The 25,266-nt window shown below is 57.0% G+C and carries 23 protein-coding genes; 4 read left to right on the top strand and 19 right to left on the bottom strand.

Going from position 1 to position 25,266, the window contains the following annotated elements:
• Positions 1–20 precede the first annotated feature (20 nt).
• Genes NH398_RS02950 through NH398_RS02940 form a run of 3 tightly spaced genes read right to left on the bottom strand, consistent with a single transcriptional unit; the run spans position 21 to position 3,414 of the window.
• On the bottom strand, positions 21–1,019 hold the full coding sequence (locus tag NH398_RS02950; protein ID WP_253016375.1) for an alpha-L-glutamate ligase-like protein: 999 nt from the start codon (positions 1,017–1,019) through the stop codon (positions 21–23).
• Positions 1,016–2,539 (bottom strand): inactive transglutaminase family protein, encoded by a 1,524-nt coding sequence (locus NH398_RS02945; RefSeq protein WP_159342194.1) that lies wholly within the window; start codon positions 2,537–2,539, stop codon positions 1,016–1,018. The genes NH398_RS02950 and NH398_RS02945 overlap by 4 nt, the downstream gene beginning before the upstream one ends.
• Positions 2,540–2,577: 38 nt before the next feature.
• Positions 2,578–3,414, bottom strand: a complete 837-nt coding sequence (locus tag NH398_RS02940) for an ATP-dependent zinc protease (RefSeq protein WP_159342195.1) — start codon at positions 3,412–3,414, stop codon at positions 2,578–2,580.
• Positions 3,415–3,636: 222 nt separating this feature from the next.
• Between NH398_RS02940 and NH398_RS02935 the strand changes: the two genes are divergently transcribed.
• On the top strand, positions 3,637–4,185 hold the full coding sequence (locus NH398_RS02935) for a DUF3833 domain-containing protein (protein WP_253016373.1): 549 nt from the start codon (positions 3,637–3,639) through the stop codon (positions 4,183–4,185).
• 79 nt (positions 4,186–4,264) lie between these two features.
• Here NH398_RS02935 and NH398_RS02930 read toward each other — a convergent pair whose 3' ends face one another.
• From NH398_RS02930 to gorA, 4 genes are all read right to left on the bottom strand, one after another.
• The gene (locus tag NH398_RS02930; protein ID WP_139527592.1) at positions 4,265–4,657 is read right to left on the bottom strand and encodes an ectoine synthase; all 393 of its coding nucleotides are present in this window, start codon (positions 4,655–4,657) and stop codon (positions 4,265–4,267) included.
• A gap of 90 nt (positions 4,658–4,747) precedes the next feature.
• Positions 4,748–6,016 (bottom strand): diaminobutyrate--2-oxoglutarate transaminase, encoded by a 1,269-nt coding sequence (gene ectB, locus NH398_RS02925; RefSeq protein WP_159342197.1) that lies wholly within the window; start codon positions 6,014–6,016, stop codon positions 4,748–4,750.
• A gap of 87 nt (positions 6,017–6,103) precedes the next feature.
• On the bottom strand, positions 6,104–6,682 hold the full coding sequence (gene ectA, locus NH398_RS02920; RefSeq protein WP_253016371.1) for a diaminobutyrate acetyltransferase: 579 nt from the start codon (positions 6,680–6,682) through the stop codon (positions 6,104–6,106).
• A gap of 243 nt (positions 6,683–6,925) precedes the next feature.
• Entirely contained in the window at positions 6,926–8,308 is a 1,383-nt protein-coding gene (gorA, locus tag NH398_RS02915; RefSeq protein WP_253016369.1) for a glutathione-disulfide reductase, read from the bottom strand.
• Between the two features lie 154 nt (positions 8,309–8,462).
• Here gorA and can point away from each other — a divergent pair, with 154 nt between their 5' ends.
• Positions 8,463–9,110 (top strand): carbonate dehydratase, encoded by a 648-nt coding sequence (can, locus tag NH398_RS02910; RefSeq protein ID WP_159342200.1) that lies wholly within the window; start codon positions 8,463–8,465, stop codon positions 9,108–9,110.
• A gap of 25 nt (positions 9,111–9,135) precedes the next feature.
• On the opposite strand, the gene NH398_RS02905 is transcribed toward can, so the two are convergent.
• The 6 genes from NH398_RS02905 to NH398_RS02880 all read right to left on the bottom strand — a co-directional run bounded on the left by NH398_RS02905 (position 9,136) and on the right by NH398_RS02880 (position 18,474).
• Positions 9,136–9,657, bottom strand: a complete 522-nt coding sequence (locus tag NH398_RS02905; protein ID WP_253016367.1) for a cytochrome c — start codon at positions 9,655–9,657, stop codon at positions 9,136–9,138.
• 12 nt (positions 9,658–9,669) lie between these two features.
• The gene (gene msrA / locus NH398_RS02900; RefSeq protein ID WP_159342202.1) at positions 9,670–10,287 is read right to left on the bottom strand and encodes a peptide-methionine (S)-S-oxide reductase MsrA; all 618 of its coding nucleotides are present in this window, start codon (positions 10,285–10,287) and stop codon (positions 9,670–9,672) included.
• Between the two features lie 10 nt (positions 10,288–10,297).
• Positions 10,298–14,410, bottom strand: a complete 4,113-nt coding sequence (locus NH398_RS02895; protein WP_253016365.1) for a translocation/assembly module TamB domain-containing protein — start codon at positions 14,408–14,410, stop codon at positions 10,298–10,300.
• Positions 14,411–14,419: 9 nt separating this feature from the next.
• Positions 14,420–16,273: an autotransporter assembly complex family protein gene (locus NH398_RS02890; RefSeq protein WP_253016363.1), complete on the bottom strand. Its 1,854-nt coding sequence runs from the start codon at positions 16,271–16,273 to the stop codon at positions 14,420–14,422.
• Positions 16,274–16,338: 65 nt separating this feature from the next.
• Positions 16,339–17,172, bottom strand: a complete 834-nt coding sequence (locus NH398_RS02885; protein WP_253016362.1) for a hypothetical protein — start codon at positions 17,170–17,172, stop codon at positions 16,339–16,341.
• A gap of 9 nt (positions 17,173–17,181) precedes the next feature.
• Complete coding sequence (locus tag NH398_RS02880; RefSeq protein WP_159342206.1) at positions 17,182–18,474, bottom strand: nucleotide sugar dehydrogenase; 1,293 nt, start codon at positions 18,472–18,474, stop codon at positions 17,182–17,184.
• 196 nt (positions 18,475–18,670) lie between these two features.
• On the opposite strand from NH398_RS02880, the gene ubiG reads away from it, so the two are divergent.
• Together ubiG and NH398_RS02870 are read left to right on the top strand one after the other, a co-directional pair.
• Positions 18,671–19,414 carry a bifunctional 2-polyprenyl-6-hydroxyphenol methylase/3-demethylubiquinol 3-O-methyltransferase UbiG gene (gene ubiG, locus NH398_RS02875; RefSeq protein WP_159342207.1) on the top strand — a complete coding sequence of 248 codons (744 nt, stop codon included), beginning with the start codon at positions 18,671–18,673 and terminating at the stop codon, positions 19,412–19,414.
• Entirely contained in the window at positions 19,414–20,085 is a 672-nt protein-coding gene (locus NH398_RS02870; RefSeq protein WP_159342208.1) for an HAD-IA family hydrolase, read from the top strand. The genes ubiG and NH398_RS02870 overlap by 1 nt, the downstream gene beginning before the upstream one ends.
• A 22-nt stretch (positions 20,086–20,107) precedes the next feature.
• Here NH398_RS02870 and NH398_RS02865 read toward each other — a convergent pair whose 3' ends face one another.
• The 6 genes from NH398_RS02865 to tolR are packed head-to-tail and all read right to left on the bottom strand — an operon-like array spanning position 20,108 to position 25,266.
• Positions 20,108–20,869, bottom strand: a complete 762-nt coding sequence (locus NH398_RS02865) for a YciK family oxidoreductase (RefSeq protein WP_159342209.1) — start codon at positions 20,867–20,869, stop codon at positions 20,108–20,110.
• Positions 20,870–20,902: 33 nt separating this feature from the next.
• Complete coding sequence (gene ybgF / locus NH398_RS02860) at positions 20,903–21,712, bottom strand: tol-pal system protein YbgF (protein WP_159342210.1); 810 nt, start codon at positions 21,710–21,712, stop codon at positions 20,903–20,905.
• 47 nt (positions 21,713–21,759) lie between these two features.
• On the bottom strand, positions 21,760–22,299 hold the full coding sequence (gene pal, locus NH398_RS02855) for a peptidoglycan-associated lipoprotein Pal (RefSeq protein WP_253016360.1): 540 nt from the start codon (positions 22,297–22,299) through the stop codon (positions 21,760–21,762).
• A 45-nt stretch (positions 22,300–22,344) separates the two neighbouring features.
• Entirely contained in the window at positions 22,345–23,631 is a 1,287-nt protein-coding gene (tolB, locus tag NH398_RS02850; RefSeq protein ID WP_159342212.1) for a Tol-Pal system beta propeller repeat protein TolB, read from the bottom strand.
• Complete coding sequence (gene tolA / locus NH398_RS02845; RefSeq protein ID WP_253016358.1) at positions 23,631–24,815, bottom strand: cell envelope integrity protein TolA; 1,185 nt, start codon at positions 24,813–24,815, stop codon at positions 23,631–23,633. Before tolA ends, tolB begins: the two co-directional genes overlap by 1 nt.
• Positions 24,816–24,828: 13 nt before the next feature.
• Complete coding sequence (tolR, locus tag NH398_RS02840) at positions 24,829–25,266, bottom strand: protein TolR (protein ID WP_253016356.1); 438 nt, start codon at positions 25,264–25,266, stop codon at positions 24,829–24,831.

The following is a 25,266-nucleotide window of genomic DNA, read 5'->3' as shown; positions in this document are numbered from 1 at the left end:
TTGAACGTCACGGGTGTAGTCTACGCCGTTGCCGAAGGTGTGTCAGGGGTCTCGACCAGCTCACTCTTGCGCGCAAAGTGGTGTTGAGCAAAAGCAACACGCTTCGCTACTGGTACGTTATCAGGCTGACGCTCAATCAAGTCCAACCGACGCCGTAAGCCTTCGCCGTTGGTCATCTGAATCGCCAAACCGGGGCGGGCGTTGAGCTCCAGTAGCATTGGCCCGTGTTTACGGTCCAACACCATGTCGGTACCCAGGTAGCCAAGTCCGGTCATCTCGTAGCAACCCGCCGCCAGGTGCAGCAGCGTTTCCCACTGGGGCACGACCAGACTAGCCAAGTCGTGCCCCGTGTCGGGGTGACTGTAGCAGGGGCGGTCAAACTGCACGCCACGCAGCGCTGCACCGGTGGCAATGTTCAACCCCACTCCAACGGCTCCTTGGTGAAGGTTCGCCTTGCCATCGGAGGCCGCCGTAGAGAGGCGCATCATCGCCATGACCGGATACCCTTTGAAGACGATGACGCGAATATCGGGCACGCCTTCGTAGGTGTACTCAAGCAGGCTCTCATCAAAATTGATCAGCGTTTCGATCACGGCCACGTCGGGGGAGCCACCGAGGGAGTAGAGCCCCGAGAGGAGGTTGGAAACGTGGCGTTCTATATCGCTGATCGTCAGGCTAGCACCGCTGGGCTTGTAGAAAAGGCCATTCTCTACCTTTTCAATGACCAAAATCCCTTTACCCCCGCTGCCTTTGGCGGGTTTGATCACGAATCCCGCATGGCCTTCCAGCATGTCGCTGATATGTTGAACGCCAAACTGTGTCGTGACCGTGCCAATCAGTTCAGGGGTGGTGATGCCGTACTGCTGAGCCAGTAGCTTCGTCTTTAGTTTGTCGTCCACGAGCGGATAGAGCCGACGCGCGTTATACCGCCCGATGTAGCGAATGTTGCGCCGGTTCATACCCACGATGCCTTTATCCCGAAGACGGGTAGGCCACGTCCAATTTTTCAGCCAACTCATGACGGCTTCTCATCTTCGGTGATGGGTTTGAAACGACGCAGCTCCAGCAAGCGGTAGCCCGTGTAGTTCCCCAGGAGCAGGATGAACGCCATCAAAATGAGCTGCACACCCAAGAAGTTGAACGTGATATGGCGTACCCACGGGTTATTCATCGCCAGAAACGCCAGTACGGCGGTCAACAGGCTGCCGCCCCCTTGGATGAGTACCTGTTTCGGGCCTTCCTCTTCCCACAGGATCGACATCCGTTCGATGGTCCACGCCAAGATGATCATTGGGAAGAACGTGACCGTCAATCCGGCGCTCAAGCCCATACGGTAGGCCAGCACGGTAAAGATGGAGATGATGGCGATGACCGTAATGATGACCGCCGACACCCTCGCCACCAACAGCAAATTCAAATAAGAGAGGTAGTTACGAATGATCAAGCCGACAGCAACGATCAGCAGGAAGCCAATCAAACCGGTCAACAGGGTGGTTTGGATGAAGGCCAGTGCAATCAATACCGGCATGAACGTCCCTGATGTCTTCACACCCACTAGCACACGTAGGAACACCACGACCAGCGCGCCAATCGGAATCAAGAGAATCGTTTGGAACAGTGCTTGCTCTTCTAGTGGCAGGCTGTGAATCGAGAAGTTCAGCAGCGTGTCGTCCGAGTAGTGGTTACGGACCGCCGCTGACGCCGGCTGGTAATGGGTTAGCATCGAGAACGAGACGCGAGAGTTGGTGCCGCCTTGCACTTCGAGTACCGCGCGGCCGCCGGTTTCCCATAGCAGCAGGTTATCGGGCTGACCCTGCTCGCCCGTGGCGGGGTTGAACAGCGTCCATTCTTCAGCGTCTTGGTCGAATACTTGGATCCAGCTGCTCAACGTTTGACGACGGCGACCGTCCTCGAGCAGCAGGCCGCTGACTTCTCTAGCTTGCACGCCTGCCTGGTTCAATAGGCGAACGATCAATGCGGAAGGCTGCATTTGCGTCAGTAACAAGCGTGCGTTTTCACCTTGCCGCTCGCCGTTGATATCGAGGATCAGCTCTCGAGCGAAGGTAGCGTTATTAGCGCTGCGATCCCAGGCGCGGTCGATCAACTGGGTTGCCGCCGTATCATAGGGGCTTTCCCAAGGAGTCACCGACGGAATACCCGGCGGTGTTTGCACTGGCGAACGAGAATCAGGTGATACCAGCATTTGGACCGAGTAGTAAAGCTGCTGGCTGCCCGCAGCGTCACGAATGGTCCACTGGGCTTGGCGGCCAAGCTCATCGGCTTGATAAGCCAGCCCGTAGCCAGAGGACGCCGTATTTTCGGTTAACACACGGAACCCTGCCTGGTGAGAGGGCAAGGCTAAATCGACTTGCACCGGGCCATTTTGGGCGTTGAAGTTAATGACGGCTTCGATTTCCCATACTTGGCGCTGCTCGCCTGGAAACCAGGGGATCTCAAACTGCAAATGGCGATGCACGCTGGCAACGATGCCGACCAGCAGCAGCAACCCAACGATAAAATAAAATGGCAACCGTGACATGGTGATTCCTTTCAGCGTAAAGCGGCAGGGGAGTGATATTACTCTTCGGTATCGTCTTGATCGGCCGCTTCATCGTCAGCCGCGTCTTCAGAGGGCGCGCCACCCGGGAATTCAGGGCGGTCATGCAGGTACGTCTCAGCCACATCGATGGTGGCAATGTCCATCATGAAGCGACGTCCTAGCAGCACGGGATAATCCAAGTGCGTGCGATCGTTTAGGGTGAATTCGACGTTTTCACGAATGGGGCCCAGCGTCATCAGTAATGAAATGACCGGACGTGACTCTTCGCCAGAGGCCTGGACGATTTTGACACGGCGCTCGATAGGGGCTTCGATCCACTCGTCGCGCACTTGCTCGACGACGATATCGTCGTCATTGAGCGCCAATTTGAAGCGCACCCAGTCCTCACCATCACGCTCGAAACGAGTGATCTCGGCAGCAGAGAGAGACGAGGTGTTGGCGCCAGAGTCCACCCGCGCCTTTAAATAGGTGCCAATGCTGGGTAATCCCACCCATTCGCTACGGCCCAGCAACGTCTTGTTATCTTCCGGCTCCTCGACACGGCACTCTTCACGAATGATGACCGGCTCTTCGCCACGCGCTTCCAGGCTAGCCATGTCTTGACGCAGTTGGCGCAGCAGACTGCCGACTTCACGAACATCTGCTGTCAGCACTTGCTGCTGGTTGAGCTGCTGCTCGTTCATGCTAGTAGAGGCCTCGCATCGTTGGGCAAGGGAGGACTCTAGTTCAAGGATACGGGTATTGAATGAAGCCTCGCTTAGCGGCGGCGGCTCATTTGACTCTGGCTGTGTCACCGCGCAGCCTGCAAACGACATCGACAAACCGGCCATTAGCCATAAAACACCTGAGCGCATAACGAGGGATATCCTTGGACAATAAGAGCACGAATGATAAGGAGAAGGGAGACCGCTTGTCCAACATGGTAGCGGTTTTTCATCGGACCCGTTTACCTGATTTAACATAATATATATTATGCGAACTAAAGGGCTGGTTATTTTTGAGCCATGGCTACTGAAACAGTCACACTTCTCCTACAATAGCTATACGGCTTATCTGAATGATAAAGGAATGACTCAATGAATACCCTTCGCAAGCGTCTCTTGGCCCTATCGCTCGTTTCGAGCTTTTTCTTGCTCGCTGGCTGTGCCAGCGTCAAGGTCGAGGAGTATGCCAATACCACGCCCCGCTTGGATATTGCAGAGTATTTCACTGGCCAAACTCGCGCCTGGGGAATGGTGCAGGACTACTCGGGTGAAGTACAGCGACGTTTTACGGTAGATATTACAGGCACATTCGAGGGCGATACGTTGACGCTGGATGAGTCGTTCGTGCTTGCCGATGGTGAAACCGACCAGCGCGTTTGGGAGTTCGAGCGTGTCGACGAACACCACTGGGTTGGCACAGCCAATGACGTCGACGGCCAAGTCGATGCTCGGCAATATGGCCACGCGTTTCACATGCGCTATCCCCTCGACATCGATGTGGGCGGACGCACGTTAAGCTTTACCATGGACGACTGGATGTACCTTCAGCCGGACGGTCGGCTCATTAACCGCACCGCCATGCGGAAATTTGGCCTGACGCTGGGTGAAATAACGCTGGTATTCGAACAAGTTGGCCGCTAGGCAGCCCGTCTCGCTATCAAAAAAGCAGCCTAGCGACGATGCTAGGCTGCTTTTATCCGCACTCAGTTAGCGCAAGCGCTTATTCATCGGCCGGTGCGTAAGAACCATCTTCACGGTGAACTTCGTTGCCAGTGATCGGCGGCGTGAAGACACACGCAAGGTGCATCGTTTTATGGGCGCGCAGCAGATGCTCATCGTGCTGGTCTAAGATATAGATATCGCCTGGTTTGATGGGCCAAATTTTGCCATCTGCCAGGGTTTCAACCTCACCTTCCCCTTCAATGCAGTAAACGGACTCATAGTGGTGCTTGTAGTGGATATGCGTCTCGGTGCCTTCAAAGATGCGCGTAATGTGGAACGAGAAGTTGCCACCATCGTTGGCCAACACCAAGCGAGTGCTGTCCCAATTGCCATTTTCAGCGGTAACGAGACGGTCAGTTTGACGAGCTTCTTCAATATTACGAACGATCATATAACGTGCTCCGTTGCATGGCAGCCACACACTGGCTGCCTGTTCCTGTGAGGGACGTAATGGCGCTAGGCCACTTAGACTAACGCTAAACTACTCGTTTATAACAGACTTAACTGACGCTTCCAGAATATCCAGCGCTTCCAGCAGATCCGCATCCGGAATGGTCAGAGGGCACAAACATTTCACCACTTCCCCGTCCTGACCGCTGGTTTCGATTATAAGGCCATGCTCGAAGGCCGTGCTGGTGATTTTATCGGCAATATCACCAGATACGACGTCGATACCGCGCATCAAACCACGACCGCGCTCCGTTGCTGGCATGCCATGTTCGGTGAGCAGTGCAGCCAACTTCTGAAAACGCTCTTCGACGATTCGCGCCTTGCGCTGCACGTCGCGAGCAAAGGTGTCGTTCGACCAATACTTTTTCAGGGCTGCCGTCGCTGTGACCATGGCTAAGTTAAAGCCGCGGAACGTGCCGTTGTACTGACCGGGCTTCCACTTATCCAACTCCGGGCGCATCAATACATGAGCAAATGGCAGCCCAAAGCCTGACAGCGATTTCGAGTTTGTGACGATGTCCGGTGTGATGCCCGCATGCTCAAAGCTAAAGAATTTCCCCGTACGGCCACAGCCTGCCTGGATATCATCGACGATCAACAGGATGTCATGGGCGCGGCAAATGCTTTCTAAGCGCTTGAGCCACTCCAGTCCTGCGACGTTGATACCGCCCTCGCCTTGCACGGTTTCGACGATCACGCCTGCGGGAATGTCCAAACCGCCTGACTTGTCATTCAGCAGTTTTTCAAAGTAGTCCAGCGTGTCTGCGTGCTCACCCATGTAACCGTCGAACGGCAGGAAGCTGGCACCTTGCGTGGGAATCCCCCCGGTGGCTTCACGGAACTTGCGGTTGCCCGTGGTAGCCAGTGCGCCCATGGTCACTCCGTGGAAGCCGTTGGTGAAGGTCACAATATTATGGCGACCTTTAGCAACACGCGCCAAACGGATGGCTGCCTCGACGGCGTTCGTTCCCGTCGGACCCGGCAGATGCACTTTGTAATCGAGCCCACGGGGCTTGAGGATGACATTTTCCAGTGTTTCTAAATAGTCACGTTTGGCACTGGTCCACATATCCAGGCCGTGAACGACACCGTCGCTAGACAGGTAGTCAATCATGGCGTCCTTCAAGTGCGGATTGTTGTGGCCGTAGTTCAGCGTGCCGGCACCGGCGAGAAAATCGATGTACTCACGACCATTCTCATCGGTCAAACGTGCGTTCTGTGCCTTCGTAAAGACAACAGGGAACGAACGTGAATAGGTACGAACATTGGATTCCATGCGTTCGAGTGTCTGGGTCTGCATTTGCGACCTCCTTATCAGTGTTATGAGCCAAGCAAGAAAAGCAGCTAGGTCAACACGAGCGGGAAAACGCTCGCTCAAGACGCCCCGTTAGAGATGGTTCGTCTGAAACGGCCCGATGCGGACGAGGTTTTCCGGGTCGTGCTCTCCCCCTAACTGCTCGGTAGAGAAGTATTCCCGGCTATTGAGGGGTGCCTGCCAGCGTGCAGCCAAGCGGCGGAACAATCCCCAGGAAGCCTGGTTATCGGGTGTGATGGTGGTTTCGAGGTGGTGGACGTCGTTCAGTTCGGGACGCGACATGATCGCCTCTACCAAGCGGCGCGCAAGGCCCGTTCCCCGGGCTTTTTCACCTACGGCGACCTGCCATAAAAAATAGGTATCCGGTGCGTTGTCTTTGACATAACCCGAGACGAATCCAACGACCTCTCCTTCTTCATTAGTGGCGACGGCGCAGGTATCGCGGAACTGGGTCGCCAATAATAAATAGGCGTAAGCGGAATTTACGTCTAGCGGCGGGCACGCTTTGATCAGCTCGTAGATGCCCCAGCCATCGTCGGCATTGGGCTTACGAATGAACAGTGGCGTTTCGGCGTGGCCTACTACGGCATCGGCGACGGTAGGACGTGCCAGCTCGGCAGAGGGTGTAAACGGCTTGATCGGCGTACTCATGGTTATGCTTCGCTGTAGCGAATTTGAGTTTCATTATAACAGCTGATTATGAGCAATTCAAAAGCCATATTATTCATCTCCCTGTTTTCCATAAATTCTAGTTATAAAATCGGATCATCAACGAGCCGAGGCCCCCGCTGGGCTGGCGTTTCATGACGTCACTCACTGAGTTTAGATCAGGCTGCCCGCTGCGCGAGACAAAAAAGGCGAGCCGAAGCTCGCCTTGAATATTGATAGAATTTCTTAGTAGCGTGATGGGGTTCTCATGGTCACGAACTCTTCCGCTCCGGTTGGGTGAATGCCCACGGTGCGATCGAAATCTTCTTTCGTCAGCCCCGCGCGCACCGCGATAGCGATGCCCTGAATCAGTTCACCAGCCTCTTCGCCCACCATATGAGCGCCCACCACCACATCGCTGGCATCATCGACGATGAGTTTCATCAACATGCGCTCTTGGCTCCCAGAAAGCGTATGTTTCATGGCCCTGAAGTCGGTCCGGTAGACCCGTATGCGATCGAATTTCTCTCTCGCAGCCTCTTCCGACAGCCCGACCGTGCCAATGTTAGGGTGGCAAAAAACAGCCGTAGGAATGGTGTCGTAATCTAGCGGTCTTGGCGTTTTTTGGTGGAAGTGAATGTCCACCAGCTGCATGGCTTCTGCCAGAGCCACCGGGGTTAACTCAGGCCCTTCGATCAGATCTCCCAAGGCTAAAATCGACGGCACAGCGGTTTCATAACGGTCATTAATCGGCACTTTGCCGTCGCTGTTCAACGTGATGCCTAAGGAGTCTACGCCAAGCCCGCTGACGTTGGCTCGACGGCCGGTGGCCGCCAAGACGGCATCGACGTCGAGTGTCTCGCCTGTGGTGAGCTCTACCTGGAGCGCGTCGCCCACCTGTTCGATGCGGGCGATGTTGGCAGAGAAATGTAAATGGACACCTTTTTTAGCCATCTCATCTCGAGTGAACTCACGCACCTCCTGATCGAAGCCTTTCAAAAATAGATCCCCACGGTAGATGAGATGGGTCTCACTGCCTAAACCGTTGAAGATGCTGGCAAACTCGACCGCTATATAGCCACCGCCCAACACTAGGAAGCGTTTGGGGAACGTTTCCAAGTCAAACACTTGGTTCGAGGTCAAGGCAAGGTCGCAACCGGGGAATTCAGGCACCCAGGGCCAACCGCCCGAGGCCAGCAGGATTTTATCGGCACTCACGCTCACCTCGCCTTCGGCATTGGCCAAGGCGACGGTGTGTGGATCAGTCACGCGGGCGCGTGCATTGAAAAGCGTGACGCCTGCGCCTTCTAGCATGCGCTGGTAGATACCGTTGAGCCGTTTGATCTCGCTGGTTTTGTTATCCCTCAACGTCGGCCAATCAAAAAGTGCTGGCGACGCCAATTGCCAGCCAAAACCAGCCGCATCATCGAAGCTGTCATGAAAATGTGCCGCATACGAATAGAGTTTTTTGGGCACACAGCCCACGTTGACGCAGGTGCCGCCCAGGTAGCGATCTTCTGCGATCGCTACCCGAGCACCGGCGGCGGCGGCCATACGTGCAGCGCGCACGCCACCGGAACCGGCGCCAATGACGAATAAATCGAAGTCATATGCAGCTTCTGCTGACATGGTTATCTCCTATCCAGTGCCGTACTTACCTCGGCTGGGTAAGCGCTAAGATTGACCTTCTAAGCAAGGGAGGTTAAAAACGCCTACCTTGTGTTTAAAACGCTATTGCGCGCCCTTGAGCAAGCCCCACCTCAATGTACTCTCTGGAGACTCGATGTCTGACCAAATTGCAACGCTGCTAGATAACAATCGCGCATGGGCAGAACGTATGTGTGAAGAGGATCCGGACTTTTTCAAGCGCTTGGCGAATCAACAATCTCCAGACTATTTATGGATCGGTTGCTCAGACAGTCGCGTCCCGGCTAACCAAATCATTGCTCTTCCCCCAGGCGAAGTGTTCGTTCACCGTAACGTCGCCAACCTGCTCCACCATACCGATATGAACGCGCTTTCGGTGGTGCAGTACGCGGTGGATGTGCTCAACGTGAGTCATATCATGATCGTGGGACACTACGGCTGTGGTGGCATCAAAGCAGCCGTGACCGGTGGTGAGTGTGGCGTGGTGGACTATTGGCTCCACTCAGTACGCGAGCAGTACAACCGCCATCGCGACACATTGGAACACCTGCCACTGGCAGATCAAATTGACCGCATGTGTGAGCTGAACGTCAAAGCCCAGGTCAATAGTCTTTGCCGCACGAAGATCCTGCAGCGTGCTTGGCAGCGTGGCCAATCGATCTCGGTGCATGGCTGGGTCTATGGGTTAAGCGATGGCCGCGTGAAAGATTTAAACTGTACCATCCGCGGCCTTGATCAGGTAGAAACGCTTTATCGCATCGACCGCGTGCAGCCTAGCGATTGATCTTTTAACCGCCTATCGCTGCCCATTAATCGTAGCGGTAGGCACGATGACAACTGCGGCAGCTGAGCCCCACGTCAGAAAATGCGCGCGTGGCTGCCCGATAATCCTCTTGCTCCGCCGCTTCGATCAGGATGCTCACCTTCTCCTCCAAGTCGGTGAACCCCGCTGCAAACTCATCCCACTCTTCCCAAATGTCGGGCTTGGCATCGGAGCCACGTCCATGCGTACCTGCAATGAAGGCAGGAAGAAAGTGGGCCTGGGTCGCCTTCTCTTGTAACTCCGCCAAACGCGGTGCGGCGCCTCGCGCATCCTGGTTGTTGACCAGGTCGAAACGTAGTTGGCGTAGCAGCCTCTCTAGATCTTTCAGCTCGTCCTGACGCCAAATGACGGCCTCACGGTCACTCGCAAACGGTGTGTCGGCCGCACTTTGCGGCATGGCCGGTGTCGTTGGTTGCTCTGCATTCACGCCAGTGCTGAAGAGCCCCAACAGCGCCACTGAGAGAGCCCAATGAGGGGCTCGACGCCCCTTTGAAGATGGTTGTTGCATCCTGTTCGTCCTTCAGCCAATGGCGCAGGTCACGCCGGTGCCTTTCAATCCGCAGTATCCGCCCGGGTTCTTATCGAGATACTGCTGGTGGTACGCCTCGGCATAGTAGAAAACGTCCAGCGGTTTGATTTCGGTCGTGATGCGTCCTTTGCCCGCCTGGGTGAGCGCCTGCTGAAAGGCCTCGGCACTTTTCTGAGCGGCGGCAAGCTGTGCGTCCGTCGTGGTGAAAATCGCCGAGCGGTACTGGCTGCCGATATCGTTGCCCTGGCGATTTCCCTGCGTGGGATCATGCTGCTCCCAGAAAATTTGCAGCAGCGTCTCTAATGTGACCTGGTTCGGGTCGAAGACAACGCGCACCACTTCGGTGTGCCCCGTCAGGCCGGTGCAGGTCTCTTTGTACGTTGGGTTGGGCGTTGTGCCACCCGCATAGCCAGCCGCAGTGACATACACACCGGGCTGTTGCCAGAAAAGGCGCTCTACTCCCCAAAAACATCCCATACCCAGCACGATTTCTTCATACCCCTCTGGAAATGGGGGGTGAATGGAGTGCCCGGTGATGGTGTGAAGGTCGCTGGTCTCGATGGGTGTATCGCGCCCTTCTGGTGCTGTCGTTTTCGTAAATAGCGTCATAACACCCTCTCTATTGCTGGGGGTAAATGTAAGGATCGCCTGAGCGAGTGAATCGATAAATTAAATCCACTGCCTGGTTAGCACCAGACACTGCCTGAACATACAGGTTCCGCCACAGCGTGTAGCGTAGCGTGAGTTCTGCAATGGGCGAAAAAATACCCACACCGTAACTGATTCGCAGATCGTCGGTGAGCTGACCACTCACCGCAACCTGACTGTCGTCACCGGCACCGGTGGTATCCAACGTGAGATCATTGATCCCGAATGCTTCGCCGATGGAGCCCACGGCACCGCCGGTCCGGCCCAGCGACATACCGATGAGCGCCGTCGTCAGCGCACTGTCGACACCGCCTCCTGACGCATCTGGCGCACGGCCTCGCAGCAAGTACGACAGCGAACGGGTTTCGTCCATCGCAGGCTCCGAGAAGATCATCACATTGGGCTGCTCGGCGTTGCCGGTGACACGCAGACCGGCAATCACGTCATCTTCGGTCACTTCTGGGTTACGAATGGCCTCAAAATCCAAGACCGGCAAGCTGGGAGGGCCGCTGAAAATGAGTTGCCCACGACGAATCAACAAATCTTGCCCAAAGGCTTGAAAACGCCCATTGACGAGATTGACGTCGCCAAAGAGCTGCAGCGCCCCGCTGTCCTGTCGAATTTCAAGGCTGCCCCCTAACCCAGATTCCAACCCATAGGCAGAAATTTGCATATCTCGCCCAAGATTGAGGGTGATCAACACATCGAGCGCCATGCCAGTGGATGCCAGCTCGTCAGCGGCACTCGGGTCATCGCCCGCCTCTGCGGCCAGGCGCGCTTGACGCTCGGCCTCTCGGTCATCGCGCTCGGTGATGATGATCTCATCCGGGCTAGGTGACGTTGCTGACGCGGGCAGATCGCCCACTTCCAATCGCGCCCAAGGAAGGTCAACGTCACCCCGCACCTGTAGGCGCTCGGGCGTAACACGAATACGAATGTCCGGCGCGGCTTCCAAGCGACCGAACTGCGGTAAAACGACCAGCAAAGGCTCTTGGGTGGCGTCGATATCCACGCCAATGCGCCAAGCGTCACCGGTGGGCCAGTAGGCATTACCGCTGATGTTCAGCCGTCCGCGTTCGGCAGCGACGAACCCCTCGATGTCACCCTCTTCACCATCGAAGGCGACGGCCAGCTCACCATCCACGATCGTTATCGGGATATCGGGACCACTCACCCGTAAGCGACGCAATGCCAGCTCACCCTGCAGGTCAGGCTGACTAGTCGAGCCGCCAATGGTGACGGTGCCGTTCAACCCCCCTTCTAGCTCCTCCATACCCACCACCATGGGGCGATATGGCGCCAGAGTGATGTTATTGGCGCGTAATTGGCCCTCCAAAGAGCCCTGTCCAAGAGGATCATTGACCGCTAGATCGAGCGTCAGCTCACCTGCTTCGGACAGGGACAGCGACACGTCGGCCTCCGCTTGCGCTTGATTAGCGTCGATTTGAGCATCCAAGTTGATTCTGGGAAGCTCGACCGGTTGACCGTAATCATTCACCGCCGTAATAGCCAGTTCACTCAACAATTGAAGATTGGCCTGCCACTGAGCGCCGCCTTGACGCCAGCTAGCGACTAAATCAGCCGTGGTATCCCCTTCAAAGCTCCACTCTTCGGGTAGAAATGGCTCCAGCATCTCCATTGGAACCTCGCGCACGCTGAGTACGGCGCGACCTTGATCGGCCGAGGCCGTTATGGACTCTTCCGAGCAGACCAGTCCGCCTTGCAGGCGGCGTAGACAGAACGGGGTCAGATTCGCCTGTCCGTTGGCAAGGTTGTAGGTAATATCCAGTGGCTCTTCTAAACGAATATCTCCCGCCTCGGAGTCGACTTCCAGCGGCGTCAATCGGGCCTGATACCGCTGAGCCTGCTGATTCAAGCGTCCGCTGAGGGCTAAGTTCGCACGGCTGAGCACATTGCCGGCGTCGCCAGTGACGCTGAGCTGCAAGGCATGGTCGGAAAGCCGTCCGGTCAGATCCAACGCCACCGAGGCCAGCGACTGCCCTCCCGCGTTCACTCCCTCGGCATCCAGATCGATGCGAAGGTCAGGATCCTCCAGGCCTTCCACGCTGCCCGATAGCGAAAGCGATGCCAGCCGATTCTCGGCAAAACGCAAGCTGCGCCCATTGAGATTCGTCACGATCTCAGGTTGCGAGAAGCTGCCTTGGGCCTCAAGGGTACCGGTCAGCTCTCCGGCTAGATCAGGATGGAGGCTTTGCAGTTGGGTGAGAGCGATATTGGCATTCAACGACATCGCTTCTTGGCTCACCTGGCCTGCTGCGGTCAAGCGGTTGTTGCCTTGCGTAAAGAGCAGCTCTTGAATATCGATTTCTAGATCGCTGTTCGCATCGAGCGCGGCTTGAAGCGTTAATGGATACTCCTGCAGCTGACCCTGGATGTCGAGTTCCGGCAAACGAATGTCCCACCGTTCGCCTCGCTGGCGCACGCTCGCGACGATATCTCCACTGAGGTTGCCCTCCAGTTGAGGTACAAATAGGGACGGGGCCAGCGCATCTAAGCGTACTTGCGCGTCAACGGCGATGGCCTCAGACCAGTTCACTTCTCCCTCACTGCTCACAACGCTCTCGTCGATAGTGAGTGAAAGAGGGGACCAGCGGAAAGAAGACAAATCACCGTCGCCCTCTAACCGAATGGCGGTTGCTGGCACCTGCGGGCCTTGGGCACGAGTGGCCAGGGTGACCTGATACGCCTCCAAACTGCCGTTAATGGTCAGCGCGAGATCGTCGAGCACGTAGGGCGCCGTGGATGTTTCTTCGGCTTCACTAACGTCTTGTGCCTGGGGCTCGACGGCTGAACGGTCTGAGGCATCGCTCTCAGCGGCAGTCGTGGTGTCGTTGGAGGCCGTTGGGCGCTCAGAGCCGTCACGCTGCTCCAACGGCCACAGCAGACGCTCGCTCTCAAGCCGAGCCTCGAATGGCAAGGTGGGCGCGAGCACATCGGCCTGGGCGGTGAGTGAAACCTCCACCGGCCCTGACGTGTTCAGGCTCGCCGTCAAATCCGCCAGACTGCCTGAGAGATCCAAAGCGATCCGTTCTCCACTCAGGGCAGGCAGTATCTCAGGCAGCCATAGCTCTGCGCGAAGCGCCGCGTTGAGGGGATAGTCGCCTTTTAGGCTGACGTTGGCGGTTAAACTGGCGTCTGCTTCTGGGGTGTCAAGCTCCAACGTGCTGAGCGTGACGTCGCTGCCCGATGCCGTCGCTTCCAGCAGCAGCCGTTCCACGCTGTACTCAAAGGCACCGCTCACGTTTACGTCCGTCACCCGTAATGATTCCAGGGCAACGTCGATGGGCATCTCGATCTCGGGTAGCGACAGTCGCTCCCGGTCGCTCAGTGGAAGTGTGGACGCTTCATCGTCCGGCTCGACGGGTTGATCGGCTTGGATAGCAGCGTCAATGGCAGTAGCGCTCAACGGCGTACTCGTCTCTTGCGTCAGCCGTACGCCTGGGGATGGTGGCAAGTAGATCGACGGTGATTCGAGCGTCGTGGGCGCAATGGTGACTTGCTGCTGTTCAGCGGCTATCGAGGTGGCAAATGCGGCCCATTCAATACGAGTACCGTCACCCAGGGTGAGCCGCACGTCATTCAGTGCGATGTCGCGCAATTCAATGGGAAACGGCAGTGTGAGGCTAAAAGGGCCCTGCTCTTCTTGAGGCGGTTCTTCTGTTTCCGACCCGCTGGAGAGACGAATGTCGGCCTCTTCTATGCGCAGCTCGGCCAGACAAAGCTTACCGGAGAGCACGCAATCGTCTGACCACGCAAGCGCTACATCACCAATATCGACGCGCGTGCCCGCGATGGCCATTTGAAACCCTTGAAGGCGAAAGCGGTCCAGCAGCGCGCCCTCCTGGTGCTCATAGGTAAAAAAACCGCGCTGCTCACCCTGAGAAAATAGCTGTTCCGTTCCCCATGGCGACAAAGCCACGCCTAATACGACAGCCACCACGCCGAACAGCCAGAGCGGCAACACGACGACGAGTCGTAGCAGACTCCATAGCGCTAACCAGAGACGGCGTTTGGCGGAGAGCTGCTGACGATGTTTGGATGCTTTTTTATCAACCTGAGCCAAAGCGCTCTCCTAGAATTCCGGACCGATAGAGAAGTGCACGCGGAAAGCGTCGTCAATATCAAAGGGATGGGCAATATCGAAACGAATGGGGCCCACCGGGGATATCCAACGCACCCCCACGCCGGCACCGGTTTTTAGCCCATTGGGGCCCCAGTTATCGAAGGCATCACCGGTATCGATGAACGTCGCTCCCCACCAATCGCCGGTCACGCGGCGTTGATACTCCAGCGTGGATGTCAGCATTTGCTGGCCGCCACGTAAAAGGCCTTCTTGATTGCGGGGGGACAAGCTTTCGTAGGAGTAGCCTCGCACGCTGCGATCGCCCCCCGCAAAAAAACGTAGCGAAGGTGGTAATTGATCGAAGTCATCGGTTTCGATCGCGCCAATGCTCAGTCGCGCTGAGAAGCGATTATCGTTACCAACCGTACGAATCCACTCGGTGTCTCCCGTGAGTCGCGTAAACCGAGCATCGGATCCCCACGCCCGGTCGGAGTACTCGATCGAGAGCTGCTGCCGATCTCCCCATAAAGGGAAGCGCTGAGGTCGCGTGCGGGTTCTCGACCACTGAATACCGGGGTAGAACAACCACACTTCGTCAGACTGCCCACCCTGGGTAAAGTCTTCGTAAGTCGTTCTGAAATAGAGTGTTTGCACCCAGCGATTGTCGAATTCCCAGCGCCGCGCGATTTCCACCGTGCCCTCTAGCGACTGTGTGTCGCTATCGTCGATGTTGCGGACACCGTATTGCAGACGGTAGTTATCCCGAAGCGGATCTTCGAGCGGAATGTTATATACGCCGGTAAAGCGCTGCTCGGGGGCCGAGAGATAAAGGTCATGATCTAGACTGTGACCAAAGCGATTAATCCACGGCTGCTGCCACCCAAAGCGAAGGCGCGGGCCGACATCGGTGGCAAAACCTACGCCCACTTCAAACTGGTGCCGATCGGCGGGCTCGACGTTGATATCGATGGGAAGCCGAGTGTCGTCTCGGCTATGAATGCTGAGCGCACTGGCCAACGCCGCACTGCTCAACCGCGGACGCTCCGGCTGTGAGGCCGTCGCTTCATTCCACCAAGGATCGCCACTACGGGGAGGCGCAATGGTCAGCTCTTGCGCCGTCTCCAAGCGTGGCCGCACCGAGACAGAACTGAACCAGCCGGTTTCTGCCAGCCGCTGGTTATAGCGAGCCAGCGACTCGGCTAGATAGGGGTCACCCGCTTCGAAGGTTTGCATTTCGCGCAGCCGCTCGGGTTCGATATGGCTGCCGGTGATGAGGGTGTCACCGAATCGATAGCGCGGTCCGCTATCGAAGGTCATGTACAGGCGGGCGCTTTCAAGATACGGGCGCACTTCCATCCGGCGGTCGGAAAACCCCCAGTCAAAATAGCCGCGTTCAATAGCAAGACCGGCAAATTGCGAGCGCAGGCTGTCCCAAGGAGCGTGACGTAAAGGGTCGCCTTCTTTTAGCGGAAAGTCGTCTAACGCGTCTTGAAACGGGGGATCGTTACTGGCATCTCCATTGAGAGCGATGTCGAGGACTTCGATCGTCACTTGAGGGCCCGGCTCAATCTGCACGTTGATCGGCGATGTGTTCAACTCCACCGTCACATCCGGCTCATAGTAGCCATACACACGCATGGCTTCTTGAGTGCGCTGACGAACTTCGCCCTCTAAACGCGACTCGGTATATTGATCCGCGTCGATGTTTTCCAAGTAGGCATCGATATTCGCTGCAACTTGCTCGCTGACGCCGCTAATGGCCGCTTCGAGCGCCCAGGCGTAGGTACTGGCTGCTGATACAAGTGGTAATGCCAATACACAGGCCACTTGTTTGGCCGTCGGCCATCGCCGTTGTCTTCCCATACCGTGATATCCCTAACCCCATGACCGGCTTAGTGGCTACGACACTTGACCGCATAAATGGATGCTTAATTTCTCAGCATCTCCATCTGCGCGCTAAAGGCAAGCTGCGCTTGACGAACCTGTCTGATGTCGCTTTCCAGTGTGCTCAAACGTTGAGACCACTGCGTTTCCAGTGCAGAAAGTTCCGCCTGAGTGGCGGGCTCCTCGGCGGTCGCAACGGCCGCCACGTCGGCAGATAGCTGTGTGAGCTGTTGCTCGACCTCTGCCTGCCAATTTTGAAACTGTGCTTCCAGCGATTCTCGGTCACTGGATACTTGGCGCTCCATGGTGGAAAGACGCTGCCCCAAAACGTTCTCCAGGTGCGTGACCTCTTCGACCAGATTTTGCCGCCCTGACGTACCTGCCTGCTCCAACGCATCCAAGGATGTGCGGATCGACGCTAGCTGGCGGTCGCGCAGCTCGGCTTGCTCTTGCACTTGCGCCAACTGTTGAGCGAGTGGCTCCAGCGCTTCATCGGAGATGAGCTCCTCGTTGTCGGTCAACAGCCCATAGAGCTCTTCACGGGTATTGGTGAGTGCAACGGAGAGCTGTTCCTGCTCTTGAAACAGCGTTGTCATCTGAGCTTGTACAAAGGTTATCGCATCCTGCGTGTCAGTGTCACCCGAGTCCAGCCTGGCATGTAGGTTGGAGACTTCGCCGCTGACACGATGCACTTCGCCAAGCAAACGCTCTCTTTCATACCATAAGCCAGCCGTCGCAGCCCCCAGGAGAAGGAGGATCAACACTAAAACGAACCAAATGGGCCAAAGCGTTGGGCCACGGCGATGGCGTAGATGATGCGCCGTTAGGCTCTGATCCACGTCGGGAACGATGCGCTGGGATGAAGTCGCGTCAGACATGATGTTTCCTTAAAGCGTCGTTGGATCGGCGCGTCGCCCAATCCCTCGGTAATGCAAGCCACAGCTCGCCACGAAAGCAGGGTCGTAAATGTTTCGGCCATCCAAGACCAGTCGTGCGTTGATCAGGGTAGCCAGACGGTGCCAGTCGGGGTTCCAGTAGGCTTTCCATTCGGTTACCAACATCAACGCATCCGCATCTTGGCATGCCAAGTAAGGGTCTTCTTCGAAGGTCAGCAGGTCCTTTCGCTGCCCAACCGCCGCATGCAGCGCCGGAATGGCAGCAGGATCGTGGAGCTTGACCGTCACGCCCTGGGCCCATAACGCTTCAAGCAGCGTCAAGACTGGCGCATGATCGATACGAGCAGTCCCCGGCTTGAACGCAGCCCCCCATACCGCCACGGTTTTACCGGCTAAATCGCCCTCGAAAAATGCCCAGAGTTTCCTGAATAGCGTCTCTTTTTTCTGCTCATTGATGTCCATGACTTGCTCGAGCAGCGCAGAGTAGCGCCCGCTAGCCGACTGCACGTCGGCTAACCGCATTAGATCCCTTGAAAAATTGGGACCGCCAAAACCACAGCCGGGATAGAGATATTCAAAACCGATTCGCGTATCGGCCCCCATTCCTTGGCGGACATGCTCGACATCCACGCCCAGCGTATCGGCCAACCCGGCAATCTCATTCATGTAACTAATGCGAGTCGCCAACATACCATTGATCGCCAGCTTGGTCAGTTCGGCCGCTCGGCTAGGCATGCATTGAAATACTTCGCTTCGCCGATTGAAGGCGCGGAGCAGCTCTCGGGCCATCTGTTCGCCTTTGGCATCGTCGCAGCCCAACAACCAGCGGACAGGCCGTGTAAACGATAGCCACGCCCGCCCTTCTTCCAATGTGTCTGGCAGCGCCACGCGGCTGTGCTGATGCCCCATTAGAGAGTGCAAACGCTCCGTCTCTCCGACTGGGAATGTCGAGTTATTGACCAATACCGCACCACTGTAAGCATCGAACATAGGGTGCTGTAGCAGGGAACTGGCCGCTTGCCGCTGGCTTGGGGAGAGCCCTAGCCACACGATATCGGGTGTTTCGCACGCCTCGGGGCTATCGATCACCCGTAAGTTGCCAGTGGCCATGGCCTGCTCGATGTGCGTCATGAGTGAGGGTTCGCGTCGCAGCCAGTCCGCATTGACCAGCGTGGGCCATGGAACGCTATCGTGGAGCAGCCAGTCCACTCGATGCCCCACCCATGCCAACGCCGCCGCTGCCGTCGCGGCGCTAAGTTCACTTCCATGCAGCAGCACACGCATCAGAGACTCTCCCTATCCGATAAGCGCCGATAAAATAAAGTGTTAGGCGTCATGAAGCGTTCCTTTCCATGCGTTTGGCGTCAGGAGTGGTTAGAATAACCATAATACTCAACGTTAGAGTGGATGCCACCTTGCCACGCACACTGCTGTCGGGCGCACGGACCACTCATCACCCACTGCTAATGGGGGCTACACCATGCCAGAGACACTTCAGGATAGCACTTCTAAGCGCTACCAAGACAACGTCGATGCGGCAGAAGTTGCGAAATTTGAAGCACTTGCCAGCCGCTGGTGGGATCCGAACAGTGAGTTCAAGCCGCTGCACGACATCAACCCGCTGCGCCTTGACTTCATCGATGCACGGGCGGGGCTGGCCGGGAAAAAGGTCCTGGACGTTGGCTGCGGTGGCGGCATTCTGAGTGAATCGATGGCCCATCGCGGCGCCCATGTAACAGGCATCGACCTGGGGGAAGCACCGCTTGGGGTTGCTCGCTTGCACGCCGACGAGAGCGGTGTCGAGATCGATTACCGCCATATCAGCGTCGAAGGCTTAGCAGCCGAGCAGCCGGGCCATTACGATGTGGTGACTTGCATGGAGATGCTGGAACACGTACCCGACCCTGCCTCGGTCATTCGTGCCTGCAGCGCCTTGGTGCGCCCTGGCGGCTATGTATTTTTTTCTACGCTGAACCGTACGCCGAAATCCTATGCATTTGCCATATTGGGCGCAGAGTACGTGCTCAAGCTTCTCCCTCGCGGCACCCACGACTACGCAAAATTCATTCGCCCTTCAGAAATGGCTCACTGGGCGCGCTCATCGGCGCTTGAGGTACGTGAGCAGACCGGCTTAACGTACAACCCCGTGACACGCCATTATCGTCTAGTGGCTCATGATGTATCCGTCAATTACATGATGTACTGCCGTAGAGAGAGCGAGTGATGCGGATGCCCTCTCCCCAAGCGATTCTATTTGATCTAGATGGCACGCTGGTCGACACCGCACCTGACCTGGCGGCAGCCACGAACGCGCTACGAGCGCACCACGGGTTGGCCCCGCTGCCCTTTCAAAAGATACGCGGGCAAGTCTCGAATGGCGGCAGCGCCCTCGTTACACTGGCATTAGGGTTGGAATCGGGTAGCGACGCGCACGATAAAGCCCGGCAGTTTTTGCTGGATGCTTACGAGCAGGCCGTGGCCGTCCATAGCCAACTGTTCGCACCGCTGGATGAGTGGCTGCTCGCGTGGCAGGGGGAAGCGCGATTGTGGGGCATCGTCACCAATAAACCACGGCGCTATACGGAACCGCTGATCGAAGCGTTGGCGCTGACCCCGGGCGCCCTACTGTGTGCTGACGATTTGAGTGTCAAGAAGCCAGCCCCTGAACCGCTTTGGGAAGCGGCAAAACGCCTCGGCGTTTCGCCCGAAGCGTGTTGGTACATCGGCGATCATGTAAGAGACATGGAGGCAGCCAAAGCCGCAGGAATGACGGCCGTGGCGGTGGGCTATGGCTATATCAGCGAAGAAGACGACTATCAGCAGTGGCCAGCCGACCTATGGTTTGCGACCTGCGCTGAGCTGGTGGCCGCTTTGCACGACCACCGAACGGCTTAAAAGAGATAAAAGAGAGAAACGATCAAGCGCGAGGCGGCTGGGCATCAAACTTCTGGCCGCTGACGCCTTTGCTATCGGGCCCCATGAGCCATAGGTATGTCGGCATGATCTCTTCGGGTGTTCGCAGCGTGAAGGGGTCTTCCCCAGGGTAAGCGGTACGGCGCATTTGTGTCCGCGTTGCCCCTGGGTTCAGCGTATTGACCCGCACGTTGGGCTGATTGTCCAATTCGTCGGCCAGCACTTCCACAAAGCCTTCCGTTGCAAACTTCGACACCGAATAGGCTCCCCAGTAAGCGCGCCCTTTACGCCCTACGCTGGATGACGTGAACACCACCGAAGCATCGTCGGAGGCTTGCAGGAGCGGCAGCAGTGCCTGGGTCATCCAGATGGGGCCATTGATATTGACCTGCATCACCTGCTCCCACAGCTCCGGATTGTATTGATCGAAAGGTGTGATTCGGCCTAGTAATCCTGCGTTATGCAACAAGCCGTCTAAACGACCGAACTCTTTGTCCAGCGTTTCTGCCATATCGTGAAAATCTTTGAGCGTCGCCCCTTCGAAATTGAGCGGAAAAATGGCGGGCTGTGGGCCGCCCGCTGCCTCAATCTCATCGTAAACGCGTTCAAGCTTGGCAATCGTGCGCCCTAATAGCACTACGGTAGCCCCATGGCGGGCATAGGTTAATGCCGCCGCGCGACCAATCCCATCTCCCGCACCGGTTACCAACACGACGCGGTTTTCCAACAGATTGGGCGTTGGTTGATAGTCGATTTTACAGCTCATGAGGTTTCCTTGAGGCGTTTCTAGTCAATCTATTTAACCTGCCGACTGGCGCAAAAAGTCATTCGCCAACCCTGCGGCACTGCTCTGCGGATAGTCGTCGCGTACCTGCTCTAGAAGCTCACGGCTACGCTCCGCTTCTCCTTTGCGCGCTTTCACCAAGCCCAGCTTGTAGAGCGCATCGGGAACTTTCGAACTACCGCTGTACTCTTCGATGACGCGAGTAAAGGCTTGATCTGCGGCGTCCAGCTCACCTTCGGCGGCGTAAAGTTCGCCTAGCCAGTAGTGGCCGTTTGCCGTCAGGCTGCTATCAGGATGGTCGGCCACGAAAGCTTCGAACGCGGCAATCGCATCACCAAATTGCCGGGCCTGCACATGGGCAAAGGCCGCTTGGTAATCTGCCTGAGCATCCTCACTGACGTTACGCGTGGAGGGGGCTTTAACGACCTGCTCTGCCGCTTCAGGCTCTACCGCCGGAGTTGCCTGCTCGATTTGGCTAGGCGCGCTGCTCATCAAGCGATCTTCGATGTCTAGATACTGCTGCTGTGTTTGGTTGCGCAGCTGCTCCAACTGATGACGCAGCTCTTCGATTTGACCACGCAACTGCTGGATTTCCTGCTGATGCTCTTGCACTTGGTTGAACAGCACCAAGTTGCCACCTGACGACTCTTGCCGCTGAGTCTGCTGGTAAAAGCCGCTGGATGAACTGGAAGAGAGATCTTGTACCAGGGGTTGCTGCGCCAAGGCGGCACTGGACAAAAGTGATAAGGGCAATACGGACAGCGGGAGCACTAAGGCTCCCGCACCGCACAGCCTCTCAAAATAGCGTTTGAGACTGTGATTCATGATAGCTCCGAATGATGCGAATGGCGTGCTTGCGCACGCCAATGCTATCAGTAGTTAAAGACGACGCGACGGTTTTGCGAGTAGGCATTTTCGTTTTGGCCACTCGCTGCCGGACGCTCTTCACCGTAGCTAACCACGCTCATTTGTGACGGAGAAACGCCCTGAATGTTCAGAAAACGCTGTACGGCTCCGGCACGACGCTCACCCAGCGCCATGTTGTATTCGCGGGTGCCGCGCTCATCGGTATGGCCGTGCAAAACCACACGGGCATTCGGGTTGGCACGCAGGTAGCGCGCATGAGCCATGACGACCGACTCATAGTCGCTCTTGATGGTGTCACGATCATAATCGAAGTAGATCGTACGCACTTCGGGAATACGTGAGTCAGCCTGCTGGCCAGCGCCCGAACCGGACGTTGAACCATACTGGCCACTAGTGCCCACACCCGACGTGTTAGCATCCATACTGCTGCCATCCTGGCTTCCGTACGAGTCACCGTCTTGGGTTCCGCCGGTGCTGGAACAGCCAGCGATAACTACGATAGATAACGCGACTGCCAATGAGCGAGCCAACGGCTTAAGTTGCATAATCAGACTCCTTGCCTGAAAACAGAAATTAGTGCTGTTCATCTATTAATTTAAGAAAGGTGACCACGCGGGGTCACGTACATCACCTTGTGCTGCGGGCAACCTAAATGACGAGCGGCCATCGGCTGAAACGGCACTTAGTACTCCGCTATTACCCTGTTGGGTAGCGAAGATTACCATGGTCCCGTTCGGTGCAACACTAGGAGATTCATCTCTGGTGGATTCGCTCAACACGACTAAGCGTCCGCCATCAAGATCCTGCTTCGCCACTTGGAAACCGCGGCTCGAACGGTGAATCAAAAAGATCTCTTCACCGTCTGGCGAGAAACGTGCACGGGCGTTGTAGTTGCCTGTAAAGGTCAGTCGGTTGGCCTCTCCACCGCCTAACGAAGTTTGATAAATCTGCGGGCCGCCGCTGCGATCCGACGTAAAAATCAAGCTGCGACCATCCGGAGACCACGCGGGTTCGGTATCGATACTGTTGCTGTTAGTAATACGGTCCAGCGAACGGTTGGCTACGTCCAGCACGTAAATTTCCGGCTGACCGTCCTTGGAGAGTGACATGGCGATGCGGCGGCCATCGGGTGACCACGTCGGGGCACCATTGATGCCATCGAACGACGTAGCTTGAACGCGCTGTCCCGTATTGACGTCTTGGATGTAAATGGACGCTTTGCCCGTCTCGAAAGAGACGTAGGCCAATTTACGGCCATCCGGCGACCAGGCGGGCGACATGATCGGCTGATCGGACGTCAGTACCTGTTGGCTGCGACGTCCATCGGCATCGGCTACGTACAGGCCAAACTGCATGTTGTCACCCAACCCCTGTGCCGTTACGTACGCGATGCGGGTCGAGAAGGCACCGCGAATATCGGTGATGGCTTCGAAGATTTGATCACTGATGTAGTGTGCTGCGCCTCGCAGATCGTTGCTGCTGGCCGTCACCGTCTCACTGATCATGGGACGCTGACCGCTGATGTCGACCAAATCGAACTGCAGCTCATATCCGCTGCCCGTCTGCTGGGCACGCCCTACCACTAGATAGCGCACATCCAACGAACGCCAGGTGCCGAACTCGACATCCGCCGCTTGGCTTGGACGGTCGAACATGGCGCTGCGCTCTAACGGCGCGAAAAATCCGCTGCGTTCGAGGTCATCCTGCACGATTTGCGCAACGTCCTCAGGCAGGCCCTCGTTACCTGCGAACGGAACGACACCGATGGGCAGCGCCTGATCGCTGCCACGGGTGATTTCAATGGTTAGATTAGCGCTTGCTACGCTGCTGATCAGTAGCAGTACGCAAAAAAGCCACACTTTGCTTAACGTTTGCATCAGCGAACATCCCCCGGGGTAAATCGCAGATTAAATTGACGTAAAGTACGCTGCTGTTCCGCTGGCAAGTCACGTAACTCGCTGAACGGAGCCGCATGTTCAACCGCTTGCATGGCTGAACGATCAAAAGCACTGTCGCCGCTTGAAGAGGCCACGGACGTCGCTAATAGCTCACCCGATGGTCCAAGCCGTACCTGTATCGTAGCACTCATCGAGTCACTCGCTGCTGGCGGGATCAGCCAGGCCTGCTCAACGGCACGGCGCACGATATTGATGAAGCTATTGGCTGCTTGCTGTGCCTGTTGAGCATTGGCGGCCGCTTCTGCTTCTCCCGCGAGCTGGCGTTGCATGGCGGCTTCCGCCGCCTCTGCTGCGCGACGCTCTTCGGCTTCCCGTTGACGCTGGGCTTCCGCTTCACGAGCGCGCTGCTCCTCTGCTTCTCGTTGGCGACGAGCCTCCTCTTCGCGCTGACGCTCCGCCTCAGCCTCCCGCGCACGTTGCGCTTCGGCTTCTTCACGTGCTCGCTGCTCTTCGGCTTCGCGCTGACGTCTAGCCTCCTCTTCGCGAGCACGCTGCTCTTCCGCTTCGCGCTGACGTTGAGCTTCTTCCTCGCGTTGGCGCTGCTCCTCAGCTTCACGCTGGCGCTGGGCTTCCGCTTCTGCTAGGGCACGCTCTGCTTCGGCTTCACGCTGGCGCTGAGCCTCAGCCTCTTCCCGAGCGCGCTGCTCCTCGGCTTCACGGGCTTGGGCTTCGGCTGCCTGCTGTTCGGCTAACCGCTCCGCTTCTTCAGCGCGGCGCTGAGCCTCAGCTTCCGCCTCTGCTTGCGCCTGCTCGAGTGCACGGGCTTGTTCAGCCGCTTCGGCCTCCGCTTCGCGTTGCGCCGCTGCGGCGGCTGCCTGATCCTCTGCGGAAGGCTCGTCGCTGGGCGGTTCTGGGTCGGGCGTTTCCGGCTCAGGGGCATTGTTCATGGCCGCCTGCTGCTCGGTGACTTGCTGGGCCTGATCAGTGAACGTTTCCGTGCTCACAAACGTGGCCTGCACGATCGAGGAGGAGTCAGGCTCGGCCGTCATGCTGGGTAGCTTGACCAAGCTAAACACAATGACCAGCAGGTGCACGGCAACGGCCAACACCGTTGGCCACGTATAGCCAACGTCTTGAGGGTCACGCGGTGGTTTCACAGCCATGTGCGACTCGCCCTTAACCATCTTGCGGCGGCTCGGAGAGCAGCCCCACGTTGGCGACACCCGAGCGCTGTAGCGTGCTCATCAGCAGGACGATCTGCCCATAGGGAACGTTGCGATCTCCCCGCACCATGACCGGTGTCCCCGGTCGGCGCTGTAGGATGGCCACGACCCGTTCCGACATCTCTTCGAGCGTCACGGAGGTCGAGTCCTCACCCAAAGTAATGAAGTAGCCGCCTTCGCGGTCTACCGAAATAATGATGGGGTCATTGTCTTCCGGTGTTTCGATAGGCTCAGAGGTGACTTGAGGCAGGTCGACCTGTACCCCTTGCGTCAGCATGGGGGCGGTGATCATGAAGATGACCAGCAGAACCAGCATGACATCGATGAAGGGAACGACGTTGATCTCCCCCATCGGCTTGCTCTTGCCGCTACGATTAAACGGACCTTGCAT

The organism is Halomonas sp. CnH100-B, from assembly GCF_024124605.1.
Taxonomy (GTDB): Bacteria; Pseudomonadota; Gammaproteobacteria; order Pseudomonadales; family Halomonadaceae; genus Vreelandella.
Note: the sequence above shows the minus strand (reverse complement) of the source record. Positions and strands in the feature narration are given on the sequence as shown.